Raw genomic sequence first — 25262 nt, forward strand, 5'->3', positions numbered from 1 at the left:
ACCTGGTGCGGACACGGCATCTTCGCCCACAACCTGGTCAAGATCGGTGCACTGGCCGCGTGAAGAGCCACCCGGGAAGACCACGCTCGAAGAAACCCACCGAACACGAACCAGGTCACCCCAGCCCACCATTTTTCAGGTCGAAGTACCTAGGACATCCGCTCCCTGCTGGCGTCGGCCAAGAGTTGCTGCACCGCTAGCCGATCGGTCTTCCCCGAGCTCAGCTGCGGGATGGCCGGGACGTACACCAGCTCGCGCGGTGCCCACGCGCGCGGGCTGGTGCGGGCCACGTGGGCGCGCAGCTCGGCCAGCGTGGGGTGGGCGCCCGCCGCGGGCGCGACGACCGCGGTCACCCGCTCGCCCCACTGCGCGTCGGCGACGGCGGCGCAGGCCGCGGCCGCGACCGCCGGGTGGCCGACCAGCGTCTGCTCGACGGCGGCCAGCGGCACGTTCACGCCGCCGGAGACCGCCACGTGGTCGGCGCGGCCGAGGATCTCCAGCCGGCCGTCCGGCGTGTGCCGGCCCAGGTCCGGCGTCACGTGCACCCGGCGGCCGCGTACGTGCTGGAACGCGGCGGCGGTCAGGTCAGGGCGCAGCCGGTAGCCGGCGGCGAGCACCGGGCCGGCGAGCAGCACCCGGCCGTCGTCGCGGATCTCGACGTCCACGCCGGCCAGCGGCTGGCCGTCGTAGACGCAACCGCCGCAGGTCTCGCTCATGCCGTACGTGGTGGTCACCGCGACGCCGGCGGCCCTGGCCCGGTCGAGCAGCCCGTCCGGCGCGGCCGAGCCGCCGAGCAGCACGGCGTGGTACCCGCGCAGCGCGTCGCGGCCGGCCGGCTCGGCGAGCAGCCGGCCGAGCTGGGTGGGCACGAGCGCCGTGTAGTGCCTGGTGCCGGCGTCGAGCTTGCCGGTGGCCGCGACGAAGCCGTCGACGGTGAACCCGCCGCTGGTGTCGAGCGCGACCGGCGTGGTGCCGCCGACCAGCGAACGCACCACGACCTGCAGCCCGGCGACGTACTGCGCGGGCAGGGCGAGCAGCCACTGGCCCGGGCCGCCGAGGTGGTCGAGCGTGGCGGTGGCCGAGGCGCGCAGCGCGGCCGCGGGCAGCAGCACCGGCTTCGGCTCGCCGCTGGAGCCGGACGTGGTCACCACCGCCGCGATGCCGGGCGCGTCGACCGGTTCGTCCGGGCGGAGCGCGGCGAGCAGCTCGTCGGCCGGCCACTCCGGCACCAGCGCGAGCGGAGGGCCGTGCCCGTCGAGGGCGGCGCCGAGCGGGGGGAGCAGCGCGTCGAGCGCCGCGGCGTCGGCCGGGCAGGGCAGGACGTCGAGGTGGTCAGGGCTCACCCGAGCAAGTGTGCCCGGCCGCGGTACTAGGCTGCTGGCGTGACCGACCCCGCGCAGCTGCACGTGTACGCCATCCCCATGCGCGAGCGGTTCCGCGGTACGGAGGTCAGGGAGGGCGTGCTGTTCCGCGGGCCGGCCGGCTGGGCGGAGTTCTCCCCGTTCCTCGACTACGACGACGTCACCTGTGTGCCGTGGCTCGCCGCCGCCAGGGAGGCCGCGTACGGCCGGTGGCCGGCGCCGGTACGCACGGAGATCCCGGTGAACTGCACCGTGCCCGCACTGCCGGCCGACCGGGTGGCCGCCGTCGTACGTGCGAGCGACGGGTGTACTACGGCCAAGGTGAAGGTCGCCGAGACTGGCCAGCAGCCAGGCGACGACCTGGAGCGGGTGGCCGCCGCGCGCGACGCGCTCGGCGCGGGCGGCCGGGTGCGGGTGGACGCCAACGGCGGCTGGGACGTGGACACCGCGGTGCGGATGATCGGCCAGCTGGACGCCGCGGCCGGCGGTCTGGAGTACGTCGAGCAGCCGTGCCGCACCGTCGAGGAGCTCGCCGCCGTACGCCGCCGGGTGGACGTGCCGATCGCCGCCGACGAGTCGATCAGGCGCGCCGACGACCCGCTGCGGGTGGCCGCGTTGCAGGCCGCGGACGTCGCCGTGCTTAAGGTGCAGCCGATCGGCGGGGTGGCGGCCTGCCTGCGGGTCGCGGAGCAGATCCAGCTGCCGGTCGTGGTGTCGAGCGCGATCGAGACGAGCGTCGGGCTCGCCGCCGGGGTGGCGCTGGCCGCCGCGCTGCCGGAGCTGCCGTACGCCTGTGGCCTGGGCACTGTGCCGTTGCTCACGTCGGATGTCGTCGATCACGCACTGTCGCCGAAACGTGGTGTGGTCCCCGTGTCGCGCCCCGAACCGACGGTGCAACGGATCACCATGTGCCGCCCGGACGCGGCGATCGTGCGACGCTGGGAGGAGCGGTTCGCCGCCGTGGCGGCGGCCAGTGCGGGTTAGGGCGGCCGGCGCCGTGGAACGACCCGTTGGTCAGGCTGCAGTCGAGGCGGAAAGGGCGGCAGTGAACCCGTCGAGCGCGTTCGCCGAGGTGTTCGTGGACGAGCTCGTCCGTGGTGGCATGCGCGAGGCGGTGCTCGCCCCCGGGTCCCGGTCGGCGCCGCTGGCGCTCGCGCTCGTCGCGGACCAGCGGATCCGGCTGCACGTCAGGCACGACGAGCGCTCGGCCGGCTACCTCGCGCTCGGCCTGGCCAAGGTGTCCGGACAGCCGGTGGCGGTCGTCTGCACGTCGGGCACGGCGGTCGCGTCCGTGCACCCCGCGGTGCTCGAGGCGTCGCACGCGAGGGTGCCGCTGCTCGCGCTCACCGCCGACCGCCCGCCGGAGCTGCAGCAGACCGGCGCCAACCAGACCACAGACCAGGTGCGGGTCTTCGGCTCCGCGCCCCGCTGGGCGACCCAGCTCGGCGTGCCGGAACGCCGGTCTGGCGTCGTCGCGTACTGGCGTTCGGTCGCCGCCCGCGCCTGCGCGGTCGCCACCCGGCCGCTCGACGCCGGTCCTGTGCACGTCAACATGCCGCTGCGCGAGCCGCTGGTGCCGGACGACGACGACGGCGAGTGGCCGGAGCCGCTCGCCGGCCGGCCGGCCGGCCGGCCGTGGATCGAGGTCGACCAGGCGCTGCCGCCGGTCGACGTGCTCGGCGATCCGCCCGAGCGCGGCGCGGTGCTGGTCGGCGAGGGCTGCCAGGACCCGGACGCCGCCGTCCGGCTGGCGCAGGCGCTGGCGTGGCCGGTGCTGTCCGAGCCGTCCGGCGACGCGCGTACGGCCGACGTCGCCATCGGCACCTTCCCGCTGCTGCTTGCCGACGAGGAGTTCGCCGCGCGGCACCGTCCCGACCTGGTCGTCGTCGCGGGCGCGCCGGGGCTGAGCCGCAGCGTGCTGGCCTGGCTGCGTGCGGCCGGTGAGCACCTGGTGGTCGATCCCGCGCCGGGCTTCGCCGACCCGACCCGCACCGCCACCCGGGTGGTGCCGGCCGTGCCGGTGCCCGGGGTACGACGCGAGCCCGGCCACTGGCTGCGTGCCTGGCAGGCGGCCGACGCCGCGGCGCGGCAGGCGGTCGACACGGTGCTCGACGAGACCGAGGAGCTCTCCGAGCCGCGGGTGGCGCGCGAGCTGTTCGCCGAGCTGCCGGACGGCGCACTGCTGTTCGCCGGTTCGAGCCGGCCGGGCCGCGACCTGGAGGCGTACGCGGTGCCGCGCACCGGTGTGCACGTGTACGGCAACCGCGGGCTCGCGGGCATCGACGGCAGCGTGTCCGCGGCGATGGGAGCGGCGTACGCGCACCAGCGCGCCGGCGGTGGCCAGGCGTACGCGCTGCTCGGCGACCTCGCGTTGCTGCACGACGTGAACGGGTTCGCCGTGCCGCCTGGGGAGCAGCCGCCCGCGCTCACGTTCGTCGTGGTGGACAACGACGGCGGCGGCATCTTCTCGCTGCTCGAGCAGCAGGACGTGGCGGGCTTCGAGCGGGTCTTCGGCACGCCGCACGGGCTCGACCTCTGCGCGGTGCTCGCCGCGTACCGGGTGCCTGTCACCGAGGTGGCGAAGGCGGCCGACCTGCGTGCCGCGCTTGCACCGACGCCCGGCATCACGGCCGTGGTCGTACGTACCGACCGGGGCGACAACGCGGTTCTCCACAGGCGGGTGCAAGCCGCCGTCGGCGACGCGTTGGGCCAGCTACAGTCGGGGGCGTGACCACCACCTCGATGTCCAGACCCGCCGCCGTGGCGGAGGCCGTGTTCGCCTCGCCGGTCGGCAAGATCGCCGTGCAGGTCGACGAGTCCGGCGTGCGGGTGATCGACTTCCTCGGCAAGGAGTCGCCGGCGCCGGTGGACGAGCGGCCCGCGCACCCCGTGCTGCGTGAGGTCGGCGAGCAGCTGCGCACGTACTTCGCCGGCGAGCGCACCACGTTCGACCTGCCGCTGGCGTTTCGCGGCTCGCCGTTCCAGCTCCGGGTGTGGCAGGCGCTGCTCGAAGTGCCTTACGGCTACACCTGGACGTACAAGGAGCTCGCCGAGCGGGTGGACGGCTCCGCGAACCCGCGTTCGGTCGGGTCGGCGAACGGGCAGAACCCGCTGCCCATCGTGGTGCCCTGTCACCGGGTGGTCGGCGCCGACGGCACGCTGGTGGGCTACGGCGGCGGGCTGGACATCAAGCGCAAGCTGCTTGAGCTGGAGGCGCGGGTCAGGATCGCCACCGAGTTCGCGCCGTGAGCACCTCCACCGAGCGGCCGACCGTGCTGCGCCGTGCGCCAGGCGCGCTCGGCGGTGAGGTGGTGCTGCGGGCTCGTACGGACGGCGAAGGCGAGCCGGTGCACGAGCTGATCGTCGACGGCGTGTTCGCCATGGACACCGTGCACACCGCCACCGAGCGGCTGCTCGCGACGGCCGTCCTCGACCGCGTCGCCGGCGACGCCTTGACCGTCGCCGTCGGCGGCCTCGGCCTCGGCTACACGGTGCGCGCACTGCTCGACGAGCCGCGGGTGGGTGCCGTCGAGGTGGTCGAGCTGGAGCCGAACCTGGTCGAGTGGCTGTCGTCCGGTGTGGTGCCCGGCGGCGCCGAGCTGATGCACGACCCGCGGGTGCGGGTGCGTACCGGCGACGTGCGCGCGGTGCTGCCCACGCTGCTGCCCGCCGAGTCGGTGGACTGCGTGCTGCTCGACGTGGACAACGGCCCGCTGTTCCTCGTACACGGCGCCAACGCGCCGGTGTACGAGGAGCCGTTCCTGGCCGCCTGCCTCGCCCGGCTGCGACCGGGCGGCGTGCTCGCCGTCTGGTCCGCCGACCCGGCGCCGGCCCTGCACCGCACGCTCACCGCCCTGGCCGCGTCCTGCGACGAGATCCCGCTGCAGGTGGCCAGGGAGGGCAGGACGTTCAGCTACGCCCTGTACCTGGCCACCCGCTGACGCGACTCGCGCCTCCCTACTTCGGCGCCTTGAGCTCGTCCAGGGCCTGCTCGGCGCCCGGGTGCAGCTTGACCGGTGTGGTCTGGCGCGCGGTGTCCAGCGAGATGTCCTTCGACGCCGGGTGCACCTTCACCAGCTGCTGCTTCTTGTCGAAGATCAGCTTGGTGATCGCACAGGCGTTCGACTTCGCGAAGTCGTCCTTCACCAGGAGGACGTTCGGGGTGTCGAACGTCTTGATGTCCTCGGGCGTCTTGTAGACGTCCTTGCTGATCGTCGACGCCTCGTAGACGTCGTTGATCTCCTTCATCTTCGGCAGCATCGGGCTGACGTCGATGAACTTCACCTTGTCGCCGAGCGAGGTGAACAGGTCGGTGATCTGCGGGGTGGGCAGGCCGCCGGACCAGAACAGCCCGTCGATGGTGCCGTCCTTCATCCCGTCGGCGGTCTTCACCATGTCGAGCCGCTGCGCCTTGATGTCCTTCGCCGGGTCGACGCCGGCCTGCTCGAGTAGCCGGTTCGCGATCACCTCGGTGCCGGACTTCGGCGAACCGGTGGAGATGGTCTTGCCCTTCATGTCCTCGAGCGAGTCGATGCCGGAGTCGGCACGCACGACGACGTGCGTGGTGTTCGGGTACAGGTTGGTCAGCGCGCGGACCGGCTGCGGCTGGTCGAACGACTCGTTGCCGTTCACCGCGTCCGCGGCGGTGTCGGACAATGAGAACGCGACGTCGTAGGTGCCGTCGACGAGCTGCTCGATGTTCTGCACCGACGCACCCGTCTCGGCCGCGGTCGCCTTCAGGTCGGTGTTCTTGCTGATGACCTGCGCGAGGCCGCCGCCGACGACGTAGTACACGCCGGTGGAGTTGCCGGTGGCGATGGTGATGGAGCCGCTGCCGGCTTCGCACTTGCCGCCACCCACGGCTTCCGGTTCCTGCTTGCCTCCACATCCGGACGCGGTGGCCACCAGCCCCACGACCAGCGCGGGGGCCAACAGCTTGACGAGGCGCTTCTTCACGACGACGTCCCTTCGTTGAGTGGTCGACGGAGGTCTCCGCCGGTCCGGTGACGGAATGTTCGTACGAGATGGATCACGATCGCCGCGGCGAGGAATCCGAACCCCACGAGGATCGTGACCGGTTGGAGGTACAGGAGCAACGCGGCGGCAGGCGCGCACAGCAGGCGTTCCAGCCAGTGTGCGCGCTGCACGATCCAACCGCCGGTGACGACGGCCAGCGCCGCCACGGCGATCGCCGAGACCGCCGTCGTCCAGAGCACGTCGACGAACGAGCCGCGGAACAGCAGGTGCGCGCCGTTGTCGGTGAGCACGAACGCCAGCGGCACAAGGAACGCGGGCAGGGTGTACTTCCACGTCTGCCACATGGTCTTGATGACGTGGCCGCCGGTGATCGCGGCGGACGCGACGGCGGCGAGCGCGGTCGGCGGCGAGACCTCGGAGAGCACTGCGTAGTAGAAGATGAACATCGCCGCCTCAGGTGGCGCGATGTCCAGCGCCATCAGCGCCGGCCCGATGACCACCCAGGCGATGATGAACGACGCGGTGACGGGCACCGCCAGGCCGAGCACGCCGACCGCGATCGCGGCGAAGACCGCGGTGATGATCAGCGTTCCCGTCGGGCTCGCCGCCAGGGCTTGCGCCAGCGAGACGAGCAGGTCGCTGAGCTCCTGGCCCATCCCGGTCTTCGTGATGACCGACGTGATGATGCCGGCCGCCGCACATACCGCGACGACCGCGAGCGCCGACCTGATCCCCGTGGACAACGCGAGGTAGACGCCCTTCACGTAGCCGAGCAACGAGTCCCTGAGCGGCTGTTGCTCCGAGTCCGGTTCGCGCGGGTCGCGGCGGCTGATCACGCGCTCGGCCAGTCCGAAAGTCAGCGCGACGAGCGTCGCGTACACCACCGCGCGGAACGGTGGGATGTCGAGCGCGAGGAACAGGACGATGACACCGAGGGACAGGAAGTGGTAGCCGAACCGCAGCAGCAGCTTCCATGCGCTCTTCGCGTGGATCTCGACGGCCGCGGCGCCGAACCTGCGTGCGTCGATCTCCACCGCGAGCAGGATGCCCAGGTAGTAGAGCAGTGTGGGCACGATCGCCCAGATGAGCACGTTCAGGTACGACGTCTGCAGGTACTCGGCGATGATGAACGCGTCGGCGGTGAAAGGATCGCGCCGATGCCGGACGCCGCGAGCATGCCGCCGGCGTTCTCCCTCGGGTAGCCGGCCTGCTTGAGGATCGGCCACGTGACCGAGCCGAGGCTGACGGCGGTCGCCGTGCCAGAACCCGACACCGTGCCGAGCAGGAACCCCGACGTCGCGACCGTACGGCCGGGCGCCGTGCGGGACTTGCGGAACGCGGCGAAGCTGAAGTCGATGAAGAACTTGCCGGCACCGGTCGAGTCGAGCACCGCGCCGTAGATGGTGAACAGCACGATGTAGCTGGCCGCGACGTCCAGCGGTACGCCGTAGAAGCCGCTTGCGTCGTTGTAGAGCCCGTTGATGATCTGGTCGATGTCGATGCCTGCGTGCGCGATCGGCAGGCCCTGCGGCAGGTACCCGCCGTAGTACGCGTAGAGGAAGAACGCCACGCACACACCGGGCAGGATCCAGCCGGTCGTGCGGCGGGTGGCTTCGAGGATGAGCAGGAGCAGCAGGCCGCCCATCACCACGTCGAGGACGGTCAGTGACCCCTGCCGGTTGAGGAACGCGTTGAAGCCGCCGCCGCCGAGGTCACCGAGTGGCAGCGGGAGTACCGGGTAGAGACAGGTGACGAACGCGACACCGGCCAGGGCCCAGTCGAGCGCTCCGGGGTTGTCGTTGGTCGGTTGGCCAGGCTGCCGGCGGCGGGTGGTCATCCGGTAGCAGACGAAGACGACCGGCAGCGCGAAGGCCAGGAACAGCATCAGGTAGAACTGGTTGCCGTTCGGCAGTGGCGAGAAGACCTGCCACACCACGAACAGCGACACCGCGAAGCACACGAACGTGACGCCGGCGGCGACCCGACCGGACAACCTCCTGGACGGACGCTCCTCGTCGCGCTGTTCGGCGAGTTCCTTGACGCCCTGACTGTCCCCGTCGGTGGTCGCCGTCGCCATGGGCGGGACGTTACTGCGTAGCCCCGTCACTGCGCTACAGGAGATGCGTGAGACTTGGTCTCATGATGATTTCGTATCCCGCACGACGGGAGGGGGCTCGGTGAGGGCTGGCCTCGACAAGCGCCCGGCCGAGGTCGCGGCGATGTTCGACCAGGTGGCGGCCAGGTACGACGCGACCAACCTGGTCATGTCGCTCGGTCAGGACCGCCTGCTGTGGCGGCCCGCCGTGGTGCGTGCGATCGACCCGCGTCCCGGCCAGCGAATCCTCGACCTGGCCGCCGGCACCGGCCCGTCCACGGTGCCGCTGGCCGAACTCGGCGCCGAGGTGGTCGCGTGCGACTTCTCGCTCGGCATGCTGCGGGTCGGCAAGCGTCGACACCCCGAGCTGCCGTTCGTCGCGGCGGACGCGCTCGCGCTGCCGTTCGCGGACGCCACGTTCGACGCCGTGACCATCTCGTTCGGGTTGCGCAACATCGTGGACGTCCACACGGCGCTGGCCGAGCTGCTGCGGGTGACGGTGCCTGGCGGCCGGATCGTGGTCTGCGAGGTGAGCACCCCGACGTGGCGACCGTTCCGCCTCGCGTACGACGTCTTCCTCGGCCAGGTGCTGCCGGCGGCGGGACGCGTGGTGTCGAGCGACCCCGAGGCGTACCGGTACCTCGTCGACTCGATCAGGGAGTGGCCCGACCAACCGGCGCTCGCCCGTACGTTGCAGGACGCCGGCTGGTCGCGGGTCGCGTGGCGCAACCTCTCCGGCGGCGCCGTCGCACTGCATCGCGGTTACCGTCCCGGCTGATGCGGCAGCCGGAGCATCGCGAGATCACCCGCCGGGCGGTGGCGGAGCTGTTCCGCGCGCACCCGTCCGTGCGGATGGGTGCGCTGTCCGAGGGTGGGTACTTCCAGGCGGTCAACCGCGCGCAGGCGTACCAGGACAGGCCGTTCGACCGCCGCACGTTGCTCGGTCCGACGCTGCACCCTGGCACCTGGAACCCCGGCGTGCAGCGCGCCCACGCGCTGGCCGACCCGCGCCGCTCGGGCGCGGACAACCTTGGGCTGGTCAAGGAGTACGTGCTGGCCGAGCTGCTCGCCGCGACGGCCGGCGGCCGCGCGGAGATGGTGCACCTGGGTGCGGCCGTCCACGCGGTGCAGGACAGCTACTCGGGGGCGCACACCTGGCGCGGCGACGCCGTCTACGGCGGTGACCCGAACGCGCCGGTGCAGTCGCTGAACGTCTTCCACCCGGTGCTGCGCGACACCCACGACCAGCGGTTCGACCGGCCGCCGCTGGAGAGCGGAACCGTGAGCGCCGCCGTCCGCGCGACCACCGAGCTGCTCGCGGTGTACGAGTTCGACCGTGCGGCGGGCGGGTCGAGCGGGCTGCACCAGCTGATCGACCGGTTGTTCCAGCCGGACACACGCGGCGTCGGCGTCAACCTGCGGGCCGGCCGCGCATGGCAGCAGGAGCGCGACCGCAGGCTTGGCCTGGAGAGCCACTTCCGTACCGCGGACGACCAGCAGGTGCACTTCCCCCGCGCACGGATCGAGCGGAGCAGGCGCAGCAACCGGTTGAGCAGGGACCGCCGCCCGCGCCCCCGCGACCACGACCCCAGCCGCGAGCACGACCGAGAGCCCTGACTCAGCCAGGCGGCGGGCCGTGCCGTGGTGGTGGCGGTGGCCGCACCGGCGGCGGTGGCGGCACCGGACGCCCATCCGGCCGCGCGACCGTGGTGTGCGCCGGCGGCAGCCCCGGCGCCGGCACGTCGCCCGGTGGCGGTGGCTGTGCTGGCTGCTGGCCGGTGGGTGCGCCGGCCGCGTCGTTCGCGGGGCGCTGCGGGCGTCCCGGGGTGCGTTGCTTGTGCGAAGGCTCGTGGACTCGCAGCATCAGCCTGGTGGCCATGACCAGCAGCACCGTTTGCAGCAGCAGGATGCCCATGGCGACCAGCCAGGCGTCCGCTGTGTGCTCCCACAGCGGGTCCTTGTACTCCACCAGCATGCTCTCGCGCAGGTCTACGGTGACGGCTGCGGCGGCGTACGCCCATCGGCCGGGCATCAGCCACGCGAGCTGTTCGAGGCCGGCGCGGTCGACGATCTTGAACAGGCCGCCGCAGAACACCAGTTGGCCCATGATGACGAGCACCAGCACCGGCATCGTCTGCTCGTTGCTCGTCACGCGCGCGGATATCAGCAACCCGAGCACCGTCGACGCGATGGCCAGCAGCGCGATCGCGGCGGTGACCTCCCACCAGCCGTACGGCAGCAGCACCGGGCCCTTCGGGAAGTCGCGACCGGCGATGCCGAGCAGCACGAGCATGATCGCCTGCACGACGTTGACGACGCCGAACACGAACAGCTTGCTGAACAGGTACGCCGTCGGTGACAGGCCGACGGATCGTTCCCGCCGGTAGATGGCGACCTCGCCGACCAGCTCCCTGATGGCGACGGCCGTGCCCATGAACGCCGCGCCGACGATGAGCACGACGAGCAGCTGCTGTGCCTCGATCGTGCGGCCAGGTATGCCAGGCGGTTGCGCGAGACCGTTGTCGCCGGGCACGGCGTGGGCGAGCAACGCAAGTGCGAGCGGCAGCCCGAACATGAAGGCCGCGTACGGCTTGTCGGCCGTCAGCACGGAGACCATCCGCCGGCAGAGGATGCCGAACTGGCGGAAGACGTTCTGCTGCCGCCGTGCCGCCGCCGGGCCGACCGAGCTGGTCGCGCGCTCGAACGCGTTGTGGGTCTGCGGCGCGCCACCGTACTGCCGGTAGTGCGGGGAACGGCGGTACGCGTGCTGCCAGTGCTCCGGGTCGTCGGTGACCATCTGGAAGACCGACGCGTAGTCGGTGACGCCGAAGTGTTCGAGCAGCGGTTCGCCCGGCGGGCCGAAGTACGCGGTCTTGCCGCCTGGCGCGAGCAGCAGCACCCGGTCGCACAGGTCGAGGCTGAGCACGCTGTGCGTGACGACGATGACCGTGCGGCCGTCGTCGGCGAGCCTGCGCAGCTCGGTCATCACCTGCTTGTCCAGGCCGGGGTCGAGACCGGACGTCGGCTCGTCCAGGAACAGCAGCGACGGCTGGGTGAGCAGCTCGAGCGCGACGGAGACGCGCTTGCGCTGCCCGCCGGAGAGCTTGTCGATCCGTTTGTGGAAGTGCTCGGTGAGGCCGAGCGACGCACAGGTCTCCGCGATCCGCACGTCGCGTTCGCGCCTCTTCACGTCGTCGGGGAAACGCAGCGCGGCCGCGTACTCCAGTGCCTTCTTGACGGTGAGCTGCCGGTGCAGGATGTCGTCCTGCGGTACCAGGCCGATCCGGTGGCGCAGGTCCTCGTAGTTGTCGTAGAGGTCGCGGCCCTCGTACACCACCCGGCCGGCCTGCGCGGGCTTCGCGCCGGTGAGGGCGTTCAGCATGGTCGACTTGCCGGCGCCTGACGGCCCGACGACGGCGAGCAGGCTGCACTCGTCGAGGGTGAACCCGACCCGGTCCAGGATCACCGTGCCGCCCTCCACGGTGACGCTGAGGTCGTCGGCGGACAGCGAGACCCGCCCGGAGTCCACGTACTGCCGCAGCTGCTCCTCCTGCAGTACGAACTGGTGGTGGCCGACCGACACGAGGTCGCCAGGCGTGAACGGCGCCTGCGTGACGCGCTGACCGTTGAGGTACGTGCCGTTGCGACTGTTCAGGTCGATGATCTCGAAGCCCTGCCCGCTGCGGCGGACCTCCGCGTGATGGCCGGAGACGAGCAGGTCGCCGAGCACGATGTCGTTGTCGCCGTCCCGGCCGAGCCGTACCCGCGGGCCGATCGGGTGTACGACGTCGGGTTCGCGCTCCTGCAGCTGTGCCGTGGTCGGCTGTGGCGGCCGGTACCCGGTGACCGTCGAACCGTCGCCGACCGGCTGCAGGATGGCCAGCGGCCCTGTGGTCGGGTTGCCGAACCGTACGGCGCAGGGCTCGGCGATGCTCAGCCGTACGACCCGGGTCGGCCCGACGAAGGTGCCGTTGCGGCTGCCCAGGTCGCGCAGGATCCAGCCGCCCTCCTCGTACTGGATCCTGGCGTGCTGGCGGGAGACCCGCGGGTCGTCGAGGAAGAGCGCGGAGTCCTGGGTGCGGCCGACGACCACCGCCTGGCCGGGCTCGAACTGCATGGTGTTGCCGTCCACGATGACGGCCAGCGACCGCGGCCGCGTGGGTTCGTTCGGATTCGCCGACACGCCCAGGAACGCTACCAGCGCCCGGGCCCGCCGCAGCCCCGGTCAGGTGTCGTCGCCGTCCGGGGAGTGCCGGTCGAGGAACGCGTAGACCTCGGTGTCGTCGACGCCGGGGAACGTGCCGGGCGGCAGCGCGGCCAGCAGGTGTGAGTGCGCGCGGGCGCTCGGCCAGGCGAAGCCGGCCCACTGGTCGGCCAGCTGCCGCGGTGCGGCGCGGCAGCAGCTCTCCTCCGGGCACCACGACTTCGTGCGGTGCGTGGTGTCGCGGCCGCGGAACCACTTCGAGTGCACGTACGGCACGCCCACGGTGATGGAGAACTCGCCCTCAGCCGCGGGCTCGGTGCGTGCACTGCACCAGTACGTGCCGCGCGGGTTGTCGGTGTACTGGTAGTACGGCGCGAACTTGTCCTGCACGCCGAACGCCACCCGCGACGCCCACTTCCGGCACGCCAGCTGGCCCTCCACCGCGCCCGTCGGGTCGGTGGGGAAGTCGACGCCGTCGTTCTCGTACGCCTTGTAGAGCGTGCCGTTCTCGTGCACCCGCATGAAGTGCACGGGGATGCCGAGGTGGTGGGTAGCGAGGTTGGTGAAGCGGTGTGCCGCCGTCTCGTACGACACGGCGAAGACGTCGCGCAAGTCCTGCACGGCGAGGTTGCGGTCCTGCTTGGCCCGCCGCAGGAAGTCCACCGCCTGCCGTTCCGGCACCAGCAGTGCCGCGGCGAGGTAGTTGGTCTCGACGCGCTGCCTGAGGAAGTCGGCGAAGCTGTCCGGGTCGCTGTGCTTGAGCACCACGGAACCCAGCGCCTGCAGCACCACACCGCGCGGGTCGTGGCCGCCCGCGGTGTGTGTCTGCGGCAGGTAGATCCGGTGGTTCTTCAGGTCGATGACGGACCTGGTGGAGTGCGGCAGGTCGCGCACGTGGTGCAGAGTGAAGCCGAGGTGGCCGGCGATGTCGGAGATCACGTGGTGCGACAACGGCCCGCCGGAGTACCCGACGGTGTCGAGGATGCCGGCGGCGGCCTGCTCGATCTGCTCGTAGTAGTTGTTCCTCGCCCGCATCTGGTCGCGCAGCTCGGTGTTCGCCCGCCGCGCCTCCTCCGGGGTTGCGGCCTGCTCGTTGATCCTGCGGTCGAGCTCGGCCTGCAGCCCGGCGAGCGCCTCGAGCACCTCGGTGGGTGTGCGCTTGCTGATCTTGACCTTCGGCAGCCCGAGTGCCGAGTAGAGCGGCCCCCGCTGCGCACGCTCCACGCTGATCTCCAGCGCCGCGCGGCGGCTCGGCGGGTTGGTGCCGAGCAGGTCGCTCATCGGCACCTCGAGCGCGTCGGCGAGCTGCTGCAGCATCGACAGCCGCGGCTCGCGTTTGCCGTTCTCCACCTGGGACAGCTGGGACGAAGTGCGCCCGGTGGCTCTGCTGAGTTCGGCGAGCGTCCAGCCCCTGCGCTGGCGGGCGTGCCGCAGCCGCTGGCCCAAGGTGAGGACGTCCACCGTCGACGGGTCGGTCATGGCTTCACTCTATCGAAAGAAGTGCATTTTTTTCATCCAGATTCTGTTGAAGGCGGCCAAGGATTGCGGCGAGAGTCATAGATATCCCTCTACTGACGACTTCGGGGAGTATCCGATGACCGCACCGACCGAGAACGGCACGTCGAACCGCACCCACCTCGAGCAGGCCGCACAGCGGCTGGCCCGTTCCTGGGACGCCGACCCGCGGTGGCACGGCGTAGAGCGCACGTACTCGGCCGAGGACGTCGTGCGGCTGCGCGGCCGGGTGGTCGAGGAGTGCACCCTCGCCCGCCGCGGCGCCGACCGGCTGTGGGAGCTGCTGCACACCGAGGACTACGTGCACGCGCTCGGCGCGCTGACCGGCAACCAGGCCGTGCAGATGGTGCGTGCCGGGCTGAAGGCGATCTACCTCTCCGGCTGGCAGGTCGCGGCGGACGCGAACCTCGGCGGCCAGACCTACCCGGACCAGAGCCTGTACCCGGCGAACTCCGTGCCGGCCGTCGTGCGCCGGATCAACAACGCGCTGATGCGCGCCGACCAGGTCGACTTCGTCGAGAACCCGGCCGGCGACACCGAGTGGCTCGCGCCGATCGTCGCGGACGCGGAGGCCGGCTTCGGTGGCCCGCTCAACGCGTTCGAGCTGATGCGCGGCATGATCGCCGCCGGCGCGGCCGGTGTGCACTTCGAGGACCAGCTGGCCTCGGAGAAGAAGTGCGGCCACATGGGCGGCAAGGTGCTGGTGCCAACGGCGCAGCACATCCGGACGCTGAACGCGGCCCGGCTGGCGGCGGACGTCAGCGGCGTGCCCAGCCTGGTGGTCGCCCGCACCGACTCGCTCGCGGCGAACCTGATCACGAGCGACGTGGACGAGCGCGACCGGCCGTTCCTCACCGGCGAGCGCACCAGCGAGGGCTTCCACCGCGTGCAGGGCGGCATCGAGCCGGTCATTGCCCGCTGCCTCGCGTACGCGCCGTACTGCGACATGCTCTGGGTGGAGACCGGCACGCCGGACCTGGAGTTCGCCCGCAAGGTCGCCGACGCCGTGCACGAGAAGTACCCGGAGAAGATGCTGGCGTACAACTGCTCGCCGTCGTTCAACTGGAGCGCACACATCGACGAGGACACCATCGCCAAGTTCCAGCGCGAGCTGGGCGCGATGGGGTACAGGTTCCAGTTCATAACCCTGGCCGGCTTCCACGCGCTCAACCACTCGATGTACGAGCTCGCGCGCGGCTACGCGGACGAGGGCATGCCCGCGTACGTCCGGCTGCAGAACGCCGAGTTCGCCGCCGTCGACGACGGGTACACGGCCGTGAAGCACCAGCGCGAGGTGGGCACCGGCTACTTCGACCAGGTGAGCACCGCCATCAACCCGGACGCCGGCACCCTGGCCCTCGTCGGCTCGACCGAAGAGGAGCAGTTCCAATGAGCACGCCAGCGAAGGAGCTCGACGAGCGAGCCGGAGGTAGGGGTCGCGGTGCGGTGAGTACCGCAGCTGACATCGCCGCGGCACCTGCCGGAGGTTCGGGATGGCGCAGTCGGTCGCGTGCGCGACACAGCATGTCGACCGACCGTTGTGATGGAGGCGGTCGCGCATGAGCACGATGCTGGCGAATCGCTCTCGTACCCGGCGCGGGCTTGCGCCGGGCAGCGGGACGATCGACGTGGTCGGGCCGAGTGGTGAGCGGTTCGGCGAGATCCTCACGCCGGCGGCGCTGGACTTCGTCGCCCGGTTGCACGGCGCGTTCGCGGAGCGCAGGCACGAGCTGCTCACGGCACGCGCCGAGCGCAGGAGGCGGATCGCGTCCGGGGTGGACCTCGACTTCCGCGAGGACACCAGGCGGATCAGGGAGGACATGACCTGGCGGGTGGCCCCGCCGGCTCCCGGCCTGGTCGACCGCCGGGTGGAGATCACCGGGCCGACCGAGAAGAAGATGACCGTGAACGCGCTGAACTCCGGCGCAAAGGTGTGGCTGGCCGACTTCGAGGACGCGAACAGCCCGACCTGGTCGAACATGGTCGAGGGTCAGCTGAACCTGAAGGACGCGCTCGACCGGACCATCGACTTCGTCACGCCTGAGGGCAAGGAGTACCGGCTCGGCGACGACATGCCCACCATCGTGGTGCGGCCGCGTGGTTGGCACCTCAGCGAGAAGCACCTGCTGATCGGTGGCGAGCCGATCTCCGCCAGCCTGGTGGACTTCGGGCTGTACTTCTTCCACTGCGCGCAGCGGCAGCTCGACCGCGGGCTCGGCCCGTACTTCTACCTGCCGAAGCTGGAGAGCCACGAGGAAGCCAGGCTGTGGAATGACGTGTTCGTGCTGGCGCAGCAGCTGCTCGGCCTCCCGCGCGGCACCATCCGTGCGACCGTGCTGATCGAGACGATCACCGCGGCGTTCGAGATGGAGGAGATCCTCTACGAGCTGCGCGAGCACTCGGCGGGCTTGAACGCGGGACGCTGGGACTACATCTTCAGCGTCATAAAGAACTTCCGCACCCGCGGTGACGCGTACGTGCTGCCGGACCGCTCGGCGGTGACGATGACCGTGCCGTTCATGCGGGCGTACACCGAACTGTTGGTGCGCACCTGCCATCGCCGTTCTGCGCACGCGATCGGTGGCATGTCGGCGTTCATCCCGAGCCGGCGCGACGCCGAGGTGAACGCGAAGGCGTTCGAGCAGGTGCGCGGTGACAAGGAGCGCGAGGCCGCTGACGGCTTCGACGGCTCCTGGGTCGCGCACCCCGACCTGGTGCCGCCGGTGCGCGAGATCTTCGACGGCGTGCTCGCTGGCTTGCCGAACCAGATCGACCGGCTGCGCGAGGACGTCGAGGTGACCGCTCGACAGCTGCTCGACGTCGCGTCCACGCCCGGTTCGGTGACCGAGCAGGGCCTGCGCGCCAACGTCGGCATCGGGCTGGCGTACATCGAGTCCTGGCTACGGGGCAACGGTGCGGCCGCGATCAACAACCTGATGGAGGACGCCGCGACCGCGGAGATCTCCAGGTCGCAGGTGTGGCAGTGGATCAACCACGGCACCCGGCTCGACGACGGCCGTCAGGTGACCGCGGAACTCGTGCGGCAGATCCTGGACGACGAGGAGCGCACCCGCACGGACGCTTCCGGCCCGGCCAACCGGTTCGCGGACGCGCGCAAGCTGTTCGAGGAGGTCGCCCTGAGCGAGGAGTACCCGACCTTCCTCACCATCCCCGGCTACGCCAGGTACCTCGTCGACACCCAAGCCCGCCGCGCCTTCGCGACGCTCCCGTAGCTGGTCCGTGCCCGTCGCCCTGCATCCCCGTGGGCGACGGGTGCGTTCAGGGTTTCCTCGCCACCGCGCCGCAGACGAACTCGGCCAGGTCGCGCGGCGGGGGATGTCCTTCTGCGGCCGCGGGGTGTAGCCGGGGCTGCCTCGCGGTACTCCGCCACGAACTCCATGAACCTGGGTCGCCGCTCGTCGTCCGGCTCCGGCAGCCGGTTGTGCGTGCGGGCGACGAACGAGCCGCTTGCCAGCCGGTCGACGTGGCCGGCGACGATCCGCTCCGCCTGCTGCTGGTCGGGGATGTGGTGCAGGGTGAGGCAGTGCAGCACGGCGATCGGGCGGTCGAACTCCAGGTGGTTCGCGACGGTGGGTCGTCGAGCAGCTGCGCCGGCTGGGTGAGGTCGCCGCCGCAGAAGACGGTGTTCTCGTTGTCCTCGAGCAGCGCCCGGCCGTGCGCGATCACCGTCGGGTCGTTGTCGACGTAGCCGACGATGGCGTCCGGGTTGATGCGCTGTGCGACCTCGTGCGTGTTCTCCACGGTGGGCAGGCCGGAGCCGAGGTCGAGGAACTGGTCCACGCCGACGTCGCGGGCCAACCAGCGCACCACTCGCCGCACCCACCGGCGGTTGTCGCGGGCGAGGTAGGGCGCGTCCGGGTTGAACTCGACGAGCTTGGCGCACACCTCGCGGTCGACCTCGAAGTTGTCCTTACCGCCGAGGAACGCGTCGTAGACGCGCGCGATGCTCGGTTTGGTCGTGTCGGTCTGCGGTGGCAGCGAACCAGCAGGCATGGCCCCCGTCCGTCGTGCAACTTCGGTGTTGCCGGCGAGGATACCCGCGTACGCCGTCAGGGGTGCTCAGACCGTGTTGCGATCCCTCGGCGCCGTACTTTACGGACTTGAAAGGCGCCTCCCGCCGCGCCGACCACGATGCCTAGGACCCCACCGCCTATTACCAGGCGATCCTGGTAGTCGTTGTGCGCGGCCTGTTCGGCGTACGTCCTGTGCGTCGAGCTGTCGCCCGCCCAGGTCATACATGTATCGCCGGGCTCAGCACATCGCCGCCGCACTTCACGGTGTCGTTGTTGAGTCCCAGGACCCCGTAGGTGATGGCGGCGGCACCGGCCAGCGCGAACAACACGTTTATCCCGAACTCCTTCGCCCCACTATTACTGGCAGAATGTCGATCTGCTCGAAGTGGCCCGAGCGTGCCGACCGCGCGTGCAGGATCGAGGCTAGGCCTTGCGTGCTACGCCGGCGACCAACAGGGTGAGTGCGTAGGGCAGCCGGTCCGGGCGCGGGCCCTCCGGCCACCAGTCGCTGGCGACGGCCAGGCCGGGCTCGACGGGTTCAAGGCCGGGCAGCAGGGTGGCGAGCTCGTCGTGGCTGCGCAGGGTGAAGCCGCCGGCGATCTCGCGCAGCCGCTCCACCCCTTCGAACACCCGGCCGGCTTCCGGTGAGTCTTCTGCCGGTCGGCCGATGTTGCTCATCGCCACGTACGAGCCGACCGGCAGCCGCTCGACGTACCCGACCATCACCTGTTGCGCGCGTTCCAGCTCGGCGATGTGGTGCAGGGTGAGGCCGTGCAGCAGTCCGATCGGTCGGTCCAGGTCGAGGTGCTCCTTGACCACCGGGTGGTCGAACACCGCCGCAGGGTCGGCGAGGTCGCCGGGGCAGAAGAACGACCGGTCGTTGTCGTCGAGCAGCACCCGGCCGTGCGCGATGACCGTCGGGTCGTTGTCGACGTAGACGACGATGCTGTCCGGGTCGACGGCCTGCGCGATCTCGTGTGTGTTCTGCGTGGTGGGCAGGCCGGAGCCGAGGTCGAGGAACTGGTCGACGCCGGCCACTCGTACGAGCCAGCGCACGGCGCGGCCGAGCCACTTCCGGTTCTCGCGCGCGACGTCGCCGATCTCCGGCACCAGCTGTTCGAGCTGCCGGTGCAGCTCACGGTCGACCTCGAAGTTGTCCTTGCCGCCGAGCAGCGAGTCGTACACGCGCGCGAGGTTGGGACTGCTGGTGTCGACTCCGGTGGGCGGCTGCCACTCGTGTTCAGCCATGACGCGGGACACGCCCTTCAGGGTTTGCGGCCTACACCGCCGATGAGGAAGTCCGCGAACGAGCGGGGTGCGGTTGCCGGCCCGTCCGGCCACCAGTCGACCACCGGTACCAGGCCGGGTTCGACGAGCTCCAGGCCGCGCATCATGCTCTCCAGCTGTTCCTTCGTACGAGCGGTGAATCCCGGCGACGACGCGCGGTACCGGCTCGCGGCTTCGAGGAACCGCCGGCCCTCCTCTGTGCTCCCGTCCGCTTGTTGGAAGTGTGTCAGGGCGAGGTACGAGCCCGCGGGCATCAGCTCGACGTACCGCTGCACCACGCGTTCCACCTCCGCGTGGTCGGCGATGTGGTGCAGGGTGAGGAAGTGCAGCACCGCTATCGGTCGGTCCAGGTCGATGTGCGCCGTGACCACGTCACTGCCGAAGATGGCGTCGGGGTCGGTGAGATCAGCGGCGGTGAAGTAGGTGTGGTCGCTGTCCTCGAGCAGCGCACGCCCGTGTGCACACACCGAAGGGTCGTTGTCGACGTAGACGACGGTTGCGTCCGGGTTGGCGCGCAGCGCTACCTCGTGCGTGTTCTCTGCGGTAGGCAGTCCGGAGCCGACGTCGATGAACTGGTCGATCCCCGGGGTGTTCGACAGCCACCTGACGACCCGGTTAAGCAACGCCCGGTTGTCCCAGGCGATCTGGCGCGTCTCTGGCACCAGCTCCGACATCTTCTCGTACAGGTCGCGGTCGACGTCGAAATTGTCCTTGCCGCCGAGCATCGCGTCGTAGACGCGCGCGAGGCTCGGCTTGGTCGTGTCGATCTCGGCGGGGAGTGGTTTGTCCGCGGGAGGCATGGGACGCGCTCTCGATTCGCTCGCTGGCTCGGGTGGGGTGAGGATATCCGGGCGGCGGCCGGCGGGTGAAGTGCGGCGCCGAGGTACGACGGAAGGTGCAGAGCGCCCGCGGCTGTCACAGCTGCAGCCGGTGCTCCCGCAGTCGCTCGTAGTGCGGGCGGCACGCGGCCGCCACCTCGGCGGCAGCGCCCGCCAGCTGCGGCTCGCGGGGCCGGTACGGCTCGAACCCGGTCGACTTCTCGACCGTCGCGTACCAGTGCTTCGCCCACACTCCGTCGCTGTCCCGCGGCCCGGCCGGCCAGTGCAGCATCCGGTCGGTGAACTCCACGCCCGCGTACGCGCACAGCGCCCGCAGGTGGCTCGCCGGGTCGCGGAGGAAGTCCGCGGCGTCGACGACCGGCGGGGCGAGCCCGTCGGCGGCGAGCTCGTCGTACAGCCGCACCTGCTGGGGTAGCCCGATGTCCTCGGGCGTGATGGTCTGCCTGGCCTTCGTGTACGACGCCACCACCTCGCGGGGGTCGCGGATCAGGATCACGTTGGTGAGGTCGCGCACCCAGCCGCGGTCGACCTCGGGGAGCAGGTGCCCGGTCATGTGCTTCTGGTAGAACAGCGCGGTGCCGGGCGGCACCGGCCCGAGCAGCATGTCGACGACCCGCCGCCAGTCGGTCTCGCCGGTTGCGACCACCTCGTCCCTGCCCGGGTGGTCCAGCCCGGTGGTGGCCAGGTAGTACGCGTACAGCGGCTCGTCCACCACCACTGCGTCCGGCCGGTTCTCCCACGACCGCATCAGTGCGGTGGAGATGTTCCGCGGGCCGGACCACATGGCGAGCCGTACGGGGGTCACGACGCGACCTCCGCCCGTGCCGCGACGTCCGCGGTCACCAGGTCGGCGTACAGCCGCTGCAGGCGCTCGACCACCGGCCCGCGGCTGCCGGCGCCGATCACCCGGCCGTCCACCTCGCGCACGGGCACCAGGCCGGCGAACGTGCCGGTGACGAACGCCTCGTCGGCGCCGTACACGTCGGTGAGGCTGAACGGCTTCTCGAACGCGGGGATACCGGCCTGGCGGCAGACCCTGAGCACGTTGCCGCGGGTGATGCCGCCGAGGCAGTACTCCCCGGACGACGTCCACACCTCGGGTTCGCCGTCGTCGTGGCGCACCACGAAGAAGTGCGTGGAGTTGCAGGTGGCGACGAAGCCGTGCGGGTCGAGCATCAGCGCCTCTTCGGCACCGGCCGTGTACGCCTGGATGCACGCAGTGATGTCGTTGAGCTTGCTGTGCGCGTTCAGCTTCGGGTCGAGGATGTCCGGCGAGCTGCGGCGCACGTGCACGGTGAACAGCGTGATGCCGTCGCGGACGGTCTGCGGCAGCGGCTCCTTGTGCTCGGCGATGATCACCACAGTCGCCGGGCCGGCACTCGCCCGCGGGTCCTGGTACGGCGTGCTCTTCGGCCCGCGGGTGACCATCAGCCGGACGTGCACGCCGTCGGCCATGTCGTTGGCGCGAAGCGTCGTGTAGATCGCGTCGGTGAGCTGCTCGCGGCCGAGCCCCACGTCCAGCGCGATCGCCTTCGCGCCCTCGTACAGCCGGTCCAGGTGCCGGTCGAGGAACGTCGGGTGGCCGCGGTGGATGCGCAGCCCCTCCCAGACGCCGTCGCCGAGCACGAAGCCCGCGTCGAAGACCGAGACCACCGCCTGGTCGCGCCGCTTCAGCTCGCCGTTGACGTAGATGAGGATGTCGTCGTTGCGGGGGTCAGCCACGTGCTCGTGCGTGCCCTGCCCGGAGCGCGGGTCGCTGGAGTCCGCCATACGGCAGACCGTACCGGCGGCCCTGGTAGCGGCCCGGGGACGGGAGGGTAAACGGTGAGTCATGGGGTGGCGGGCGCGCGCCGAGGGGCAGGAGTACGCTGGCGACTGGCAACTCGTGAAGCGATTCACAAGTGCACTCGATCTTCGGTGGGCAGAACGAGGCGGGCATGAGCAACCAGGCGCAGACAGCGGCCGAGATAACACCGGGGGCAGAGGCCGCAGATGTCATCGTCGTCGGCGCTGGCCCTTCGGGTTCGACGGCCGCTTACTACCTCGCCCAGGCCGGCCTCGACGTCCTCGTGCTGGAGAAGACGGCCTTCCCCAGGGAGAAGGTGTGCGGCGACGGCCTCACCCCGCGGGCCGTGAAGCAGCTGGTGCAGATGGGCATCGGCATCGACGAGGCCGACGGCTGGATCCGCAACCAGGGGCTGCGCATCTACGGCGGCGGCATGCGGCTGGAGCTGCCTTGGCCCGAGCTGGCCGAGTACCCCGACTACGGCCTCGTCCGCACCCGGCTGGACTTCGACGAGACGCTGGCCAGGCACGCGGAGAAGGCCGGCGCGCGGCTGCTCGAGCAGACCAACGTCACCGGCCCGATCGTGGACGACCGCAGCGGGCGGATCCAGGGCGTCACCGCCAAGCGGGACGGCGCCGAGGTCGAGTACCGCGCGCCGCTGGTGCTCGCGTGCGACGGCAACTCCACCCGGCTGTCCATCGCCATGGGCCTGCGCCGCCGCGAGGACCGGCCGATGGGCGTGGCGTACCGGCGCTACTACGAGAGCCCGCGCCACGATGACGACTGGCTGGAGTCGTGGCTAGAGCTGTGGGACGGCGAGAAGCTGCTGCCCGGCTACGGCTGGGTGTTCGGCGTCGGCGACGGCACGTCCAACGTGGGTGTCGGCATCCTGAACGCCTCGGCGTCGTTCAAGCACGTCGACTACCGCGACCTGCTGAAGCGCTGGCTGGGCGCCATGCCGGAGGAGTGGCAGTTCACCGAGCCGCACGCGGTCGGCAAGATCAGGGGCGCGGCGCTGCCGATGGGCCTCAACCGCACCCCCGCCTACTCCAACGGGATGCTGCTCCTTGGCGACGCCGGCGGCCTGGTGAACCCGTTCAACGGCGAGGGCATCGCGTACGCCATGGAGTCCGCGGAGATCGCCGCCGACACCGTGGTGCAGGCGCTGGCGCGCCCGACGGCCGGCGCGAGGGAGCGCGTGCTCGAGGCGTACCCGCAGCAGCTCAAGGCGAGGTACGGCGGCTACTACACGCTTGGCAGGATCTTCGTGAGGATGATCAGCAACCCGCACTTAATGAAGGTCGCGACCAGGCACGGGCTCCCGCATCCCACCCTGATGCGGTTCACGTTGAAGATGCTGGCCAACCTCACCGATCCACGAGGCGGTGACGCGGCCGACAGGGTCATCAATGCCATGACCAAGCTCGCCCCGGCGGCATGATCCCGGCCAGGGCCCGAGGTGGCCGCGGTCCTAGACTGATCGCCCGGCGCGGCCACGCAGGCGATGGAGGCACCGGCACGCCCGGTGCGGAGAGGAGGACGAGATGAGTCTCTATGTTCCCATCCTCGTACTCGCCGTACTCGCATTCGGCTTCGCAGCCGTTACGGTGGTGCTAGGCGCGATTACCGGGCCCAAGCGCTACAACCGGGCGAAGGTCGAAGCGTACGAGTGTGGCATCGAGCCGACACCGCAGCCGGTCGGCGGCGGGCGGTTCCCGGTGAAGTACTACCTCACCGCGATGCTCTTCATCATCTTCGACATCGAGATCATCTTCCTGTACCCGTGGGCGGTCGCGTTCGACCAGCTCGGGCTGTTCGGTCTGGTCGAGATGGTGCTGTTCCTCCTCACGGTGCTCGTCGCCTACGCCTACGTCTGGCGGCGCGGCGGGCTCGAGTGGACGTAGGAGACGAGGAGACCTACTGATGGGCATCGAGGAGAAGCTGCCGAGCGGTTTCCTGCTCACCACCGTGGAGAAGGCGGTCGGGTGGTGTCGCCGCTCGTCGTTGTGGCCGGCGACCTTCGGGCTCGCCTGCTGCGCGATCGAGATGATGACGTCCGGCGGCCCCCGCTACGACCTGGCCAGGTTCGGCATGGAGGTGTTCCGCGCCTCGCCGCGTAGCGCCGACCTGATGATCGTCGCCGGCCGGGTCAGCCAGAAGATGGCGCCGGTGCTCCGGCAGGTCTACGACCAGATGCCGAACCCGAAGTGGGTGCTCTCCATGGGCGTCTGCGCGAGCAGCGGCGGCATGTTCAACAACTACGCGATCGTGCAGGGCGTCGACCACGTCGTGCCCGTCGACATCTACCTGCCCGGCTGCCCGCCGCGGCCGGAGATGTTGATCGACGCGATCCTCAAGCTGCACGACAAGATCGAGAACGAGAAGCTCGGCGTGCACAGGGAGCAGGTCGAAGAGGAGGCGGAGCGCGCCGCCCTCGAGGCCCTGCCGACGTCGGGTTCACGAGGGGTCGGCTGGTGACGGAAGACAACGTCCCGGAGAAGCGGGACAGTGACGCGTCGGCGCGCCCGACGTACGCGCGCGGGATGTTCGGCAACCGCGACACCGGCGACACCTCCGGGTACGGCAGGCTGCGCAAGCCGGTGCCGTTCCCCGGTCCGGCGCAGCGTCCGTACGGCGAGGGCTTCGACGAGATCGCGGACGCGTTCGAGGGCGCGTACCACGGTTACGGCGACGCGATCGAGCAGGTCGTCGTACATCGGGGCGAGATCACCTTCCACGTGAAGCGGGAGCGGCTGGTCGAGGTGGCGACTGTGCTGCGCGACGACCCGGATCTGCGCTACGAGATGTGCCTCGGCGTCTCCGGGGTGCACTACCCGATGGACACCGGCCGCGAGCTGCACGCGGTCTACCCGCTGCTGTCCATCACGCACAACCGGCGGATCAGGGTCGAGGTGTCGTGCCCGGACGCCGACCCGCACATCCCCTCGCTCGTCGACGTGTACCCGGGCAACAACTGGCACGAGCGCGAGACGTACGACTTCTTCGGCATCGTCTTCGACGGCCACCCGGCGCTGACGAGGATCCAGATGCCGGACGACTGGGTTGGCCACCCGCAGCGCAAGGACTACCCACTCGGTGGCATTGCCGTGGAGTACAAGGGCGCGTCCATCCCGCCGCCCGACGAGCGGAGAGCGTACAACTGA

Annotated in this window: 20 protein-coding genes and 2 pseudogenes; 12 read left to right on the forward strand and 10 right to left on the reverse strand. The window is 70.7% G+C overall.

The genetic code is table 11. The annotated features are described in order from the left end of the window. Positions 1-149 precede the first annotated feature (149 nt). Complete coding sequence (locus GEV07_12870; GenBank protein MQA03565.1) at positions 150-1343, reverse strand: AMP-binding protein; 1194 nt, start codon at positions 1341-1343, stop codon at positions 150-152. A gap of 78 nt (positions 1344-1421) precedes the next feature. Here GEV07_12870 and GEV07_12875 point away from each other — a divergent pair, with 78 nt between their 5' ends. The 4 genes from GEV07_12875 (at position 1422) to GEV07_12890 (ending at position 5302) form a co-directional block, all read left to right on the forward strand. Further along, positions 1422-2345, forward strand: a complete 924-nt coding sequence (locus GEV07_12875; GenBank protein ID MQA03566.1) for an o-succinylbenzoate synthase — start codon at positions 1422-1424, stop codon at positions 2343-2345. Between the two features lie 61 nt (positions 2346-2406). Next, complete coding sequence (menD, locus tag GEV07_12880; protein MQA03567.1) at positions 2407-4092, forward strand: 2-succinyl-5-enolpyruvyl-6-hydroxy-3-cyclohexene-1-carboxylic-acid synthase; 1686 nt, start codon at positions 2407-2409, stop codon at positions 4090-4092. Positions 4093-4103: 11 nt separating this feature from the next. Beyond that, positions 4104-4610: a methylated-DNA--[protein]-cysteine S-methyltransferase gene (locus tag GEV07_12885; GenBank protein ID MQA03568.1), complete on the forward strand. Its 507-nt coding sequence runs from the start codon at positions 4104-4106 to the stop codon at positions 4608-4610. Then, positions 4607-5302 carry a hypothetical protein gene (locus GEV07_12890; GenBank protein MQA03569.1) on the forward strand — a complete coding sequence of 232 codons (696 nt, stop codon included), beginning with the start codon at positions 4607-4609 and terminating at the stop codon, positions 5300-5302. The genes GEV07_12885 and GEV07_12890 overlap by 4 nt, the downstream gene beginning before the upstream one ends. A 16-nt stretch (positions 5303-5318) precedes the next feature. On the opposite strand, the gene GEV07_12895 is transcribed toward GEV07_12890, so the two are convergent. Both GEV07_12895 and GEV07_12900 read right to left on the reverse strand, forming a co-directional pair. After that, the gene (locus GEV07_12895) at positions 5319-6317 is read right to left on the reverse strand and encodes a TAXI family TRAP transporter solute-binding subunit (GenBank protein MQA03570.1); all 999 of its coding nucleotides are present in this window, start codon (positions 6315-6317) and stop codon (positions 5319-5321) included. Beyond that, a pseudogene (locus tag GEV07_12900) lies at positions 6314-8415 on the reverse strand (TRAP transporter fused permease subunit). Before GEV07_12900 ends, GEV07_12895 begins: the two are co-directional and overlap by 4 nt. Positions 8416-8458: 43 nt before the next feature. Here GEV07_12900 and GEV07_12905 point away from each other — a divergent pair. Together GEV07_12905 and GEV07_12910 are read left to right on the forward strand one after the other, a co-directional pair. Next, on the forward strand, positions 8459-9211 hold the full coding sequence (locus GEV07_12905; GenBank protein ID MQA03571.1) for a demethylmenaquinone methyltransferase: 753 nt from the start codon (positions 8459-8461) through the stop codon (positions 9209-9211). Then, a complete protein-coding gene (locus GEV07_12910; protein ID MQA03572.1) occupies positions 9211-10050 on the forward strand; it encodes a hypothetical protein in 840 nt (279 codons plus the stop codon). The genes GEV07_12905 and GEV07_12910 overlap by 1 nt, the downstream gene beginning before the upstream one ends. 1 nt (position 10051) lies before the next feature. On the opposite strand, the gene GEV07_12915 is transcribed toward GEV07_12910, so the two are convergent. Both GEV07_12915 and GEV07_12920 read right to left on the reverse strand, forming a co-directional pair. Beyond that, positions 10052-12616 carry an FHA domain-containing protein gene (locus GEV07_12915; GenBank protein MQA03573.1) on the reverse strand — a complete coding sequence of 855 codons (2565 nt, stop codon included), beginning with the start codon at positions 12614-12616 and terminating at the stop codon, positions 10052-10054. Positions 12617-12658: 42 nt separating this feature from the next. Continuing rightward, positions 12659-14116, reverse strand: coding sequence for a helix-turn-helix domain-containing protein (locus GEV07_12920; GenBank protein ID MQA03574.1), 1458 nt, complete (start codon positions 14114-14116; stop codon positions 12659-12661). 115 nt (positions 14117-14231) lie between these two features. Here GEV07_12920 and aceA point away from each other — a divergent pair, with 115 nt between their 5' ends. After that, positions 14232-15545, forward strand: a complete 1314-nt coding sequence (aceA, locus tag GEV07_12925) for an isocitrate lyase (GenBank protein MQA03575.1) — start codon at positions 14232-14234, stop codon at positions 15543-15545. Between the two features lie 175 nt (positions 15546-15720). Further along, the gene (locus GEV07_12930) at positions 15721-17385 is read left to right on the forward strand and encodes a malate synthase A (protein MQA03576.1); all 1665 of its coding nucleotides are present in this window, start codon (positions 15721-15723) and stop codon (positions 17383-17385) included. Here the strand turns inward: GEV07_12930 and GEV07_12935 are convergent. The 5 genes and pseudogenes from GEV07_12935 to GEV07_12955 form a co-directional block, all read right to left on the reverse strand. Continuing rightward, a pseudogene (locus tag GEV07_12935) lies at positions 17328-18166 on the reverse strand (hypothetical protein). The gene GEV07_12930 and the pseudogene GEV07_12935 sit on opposite strands and share 58 nt — an antisense overlap. Positions 18167-18609: 443 nt before the next feature. Further along, entirely contained in the window at positions 18610-19434 is an 825-nt protein-coding gene (locus tag GEV07_12940) for a hypothetical protein (protein ID MQA03577.1), read from the reverse strand. 17 nt (positions 19435-19451) lie between these two features. After that, positions 19452-20273, reverse strand: a complete 822-nt coding sequence (locus tag GEV07_12945) for a hypothetical protein (GenBank protein ID MQA03578.1) — start codon at positions 20271-20273, stop codon at positions 19452-19454. Between the two features lie 115 nt (positions 20274-20388). Further along, positions 20389-21096 (reverse strand): HAD family hydrolase, encoded by a 708-nt coding sequence (locus GEV07_12950; GenBank protein ID MQA03579.1) that lies wholly within the window; start codon positions 21094-21096, stop codon positions 20389-20391. A 17-nt stretch (positions 21097-21113) separates the two neighbouring features. Next, the gene (locus GEV07_12955; GenBank protein MQA03580.1) at positions 21114-22082 is read right to left on the reverse strand and encodes an aminotransferase class IV; all 969 of its coding nucleotides are present in this window, start codon (positions 22080-22082) and stop codon (positions 21114-21116) included. Positions 22083-22249: 167 nt separating this feature from the next. On the opposite strand from GEV07_12955, the gene GEV07_12960 reads away from it, so the two are divergent. The 4 genes from GEV07_12960 (at position 22250) to GEV07_12975 (ending at position 25262) form a co-directional block, all read left to right on the forward strand. Continuing rightward, on the forward strand, positions 22250-23539 hold the full coding sequence (locus tag GEV07_12960; GenBank protein ID MQA03581.1) for a geranylgeranyl reductase family protein: 1290 nt from the start codon (positions 22250-22252) through the stop codon (positions 23537-23539). Positions 23540-23642: 103 nt separating this feature from the next. Then, positions 23643-24002, forward strand: coding sequence for an NADH-quinone oxidoreductase subunit A (locus GEV07_12965; protein ID MQA03582.1), 360 nt, complete (start codon positions 23643-23645; stop codon positions 24000-24002). Between the two features lie 19 nt (positions 24003-24021). After that, complete coding sequence (locus GEV07_12970) at positions 24022-24576, forward strand: NADH-quinone oxidoreductase subunit B (protein MQA03583.1); 555 nt, start codon at positions 24022-24024, stop codon at positions 24574-24576. After that, positions 24570-25262, forward strand: coding sequence for an NADH-quinone oxidoreductase subunit C (locus GEV07_12975; protein ID MQA03584.1), 693 nt, complete (start codon positions 24570-24572; stop codon positions 25260-25262). Before GEV07_12970 ends, GEV07_12975 begins: the two co-directional genes overlap by 7 nt.

The sequence above is a fragment of the Streptosporangiales bacterium genome (genome assembly GCA_009379825.1).
Taxonomy (GTDB): Bacteria; Actinomycetota; Actinomycetes; order Streptosporangiales; family WHST01; genus WHST01.

Bases quoted from the DNA above. Each gene is read 5' to 3' on its own strand.
- GEV07_12905 (MQA03571.1), top strand. From the start codon at position 8,459: ATGCGTGAGACTTGGTCTCATGATGATTTCGTATCCCGCACGACGGGA.
- GEV07_12910 (MQA03572.1), top strand. From the start codon at position 9,211: ATGCGGCAGCCGGAGCATCGCGAGATCACCCGCCGGGCGGTGGCGGAG.
- GEV07_12940 (MQA03577.1), bottom strand. From the start codon at position 19,434: ATGGCTGAACACGAGTGGCAGCCGCCCACCGGAGTCGACACCAGCAGT.
- aceA (MQA03575.1), top strand. From the start codon at position 14,232: ATGACCGCACCGACCGAGAACGGCACGTCGAACCGCACCCACCTCGAG.
- GEV07_12920 (MQA03574.1), bottom strand. From the start codon at position 14,116: ATGACCGACCCGTCGACGGTGGACGTCCTCACCTTGGGCCAGCGGCTG.
- GEV07_12945 (MQA03578.1), bottom strand. From the start codon at position 20,273: ATGCCTCCCGCGGACAAACCACTCCCCGCCGAGATCGACACGACCAAG.
- GEV07_12965 (MQA03582.1), top strand. From the start codon at position 23,643: ATGAGTCTCTATGTTCCCATCCTCGTACTCGCCGTACTCGCATTCGGC.
- GEV07_12960 (MQA03581.1), top strand. From the start codon at position 22,250: ATGAGCAACCAGGCGCAGACAGCGGCCGAGATAACACCGGGGGCAGAG.
- GEV07_12970 (MQA03583.1), top strand. From the start codon at position 24,022: ATGGGCATCGAGGAGAAGCTGCCGAGCGGTTTCCTGCTCACCACCGTG.
- GEV07_12875 (MQA03566.1), top strand. From the start codon at position 1,422: ATGCGCGAGCGGTTCCGCGGTACGGAGGTCAGGGAGGGCGTGCTGTTC.
- GEV07_12930 (MQA03576.1), top strand. From the start codon at position 15,721: ATGCTGGCGAATCGCTCTCGTACCCGGCGCGGGCTTGCGCCGGGCAGC.
- GEV07_12950 (MQA03579.1), bottom strand. From the start codon at position 21,096: ATGTGGTCCGGCCCGCGGAACATCTCCACCGCACTGATGCGGTCGTGG.
- GEV07_12885 (MQA03568.1), top strand. From the start codon at position 4,104: ATGTCCAGACCCGCCGCCGTGGCGGAGGCCGTGTTCGCCTCGCCGGTC.
- GEV07_12955 (MQA03580.1), bottom strand. From the start codon at position 22,082: ATGGCGGACTCCAGCGACCCGCGCTCCGGGCAGGGCACGCACGAGCAC.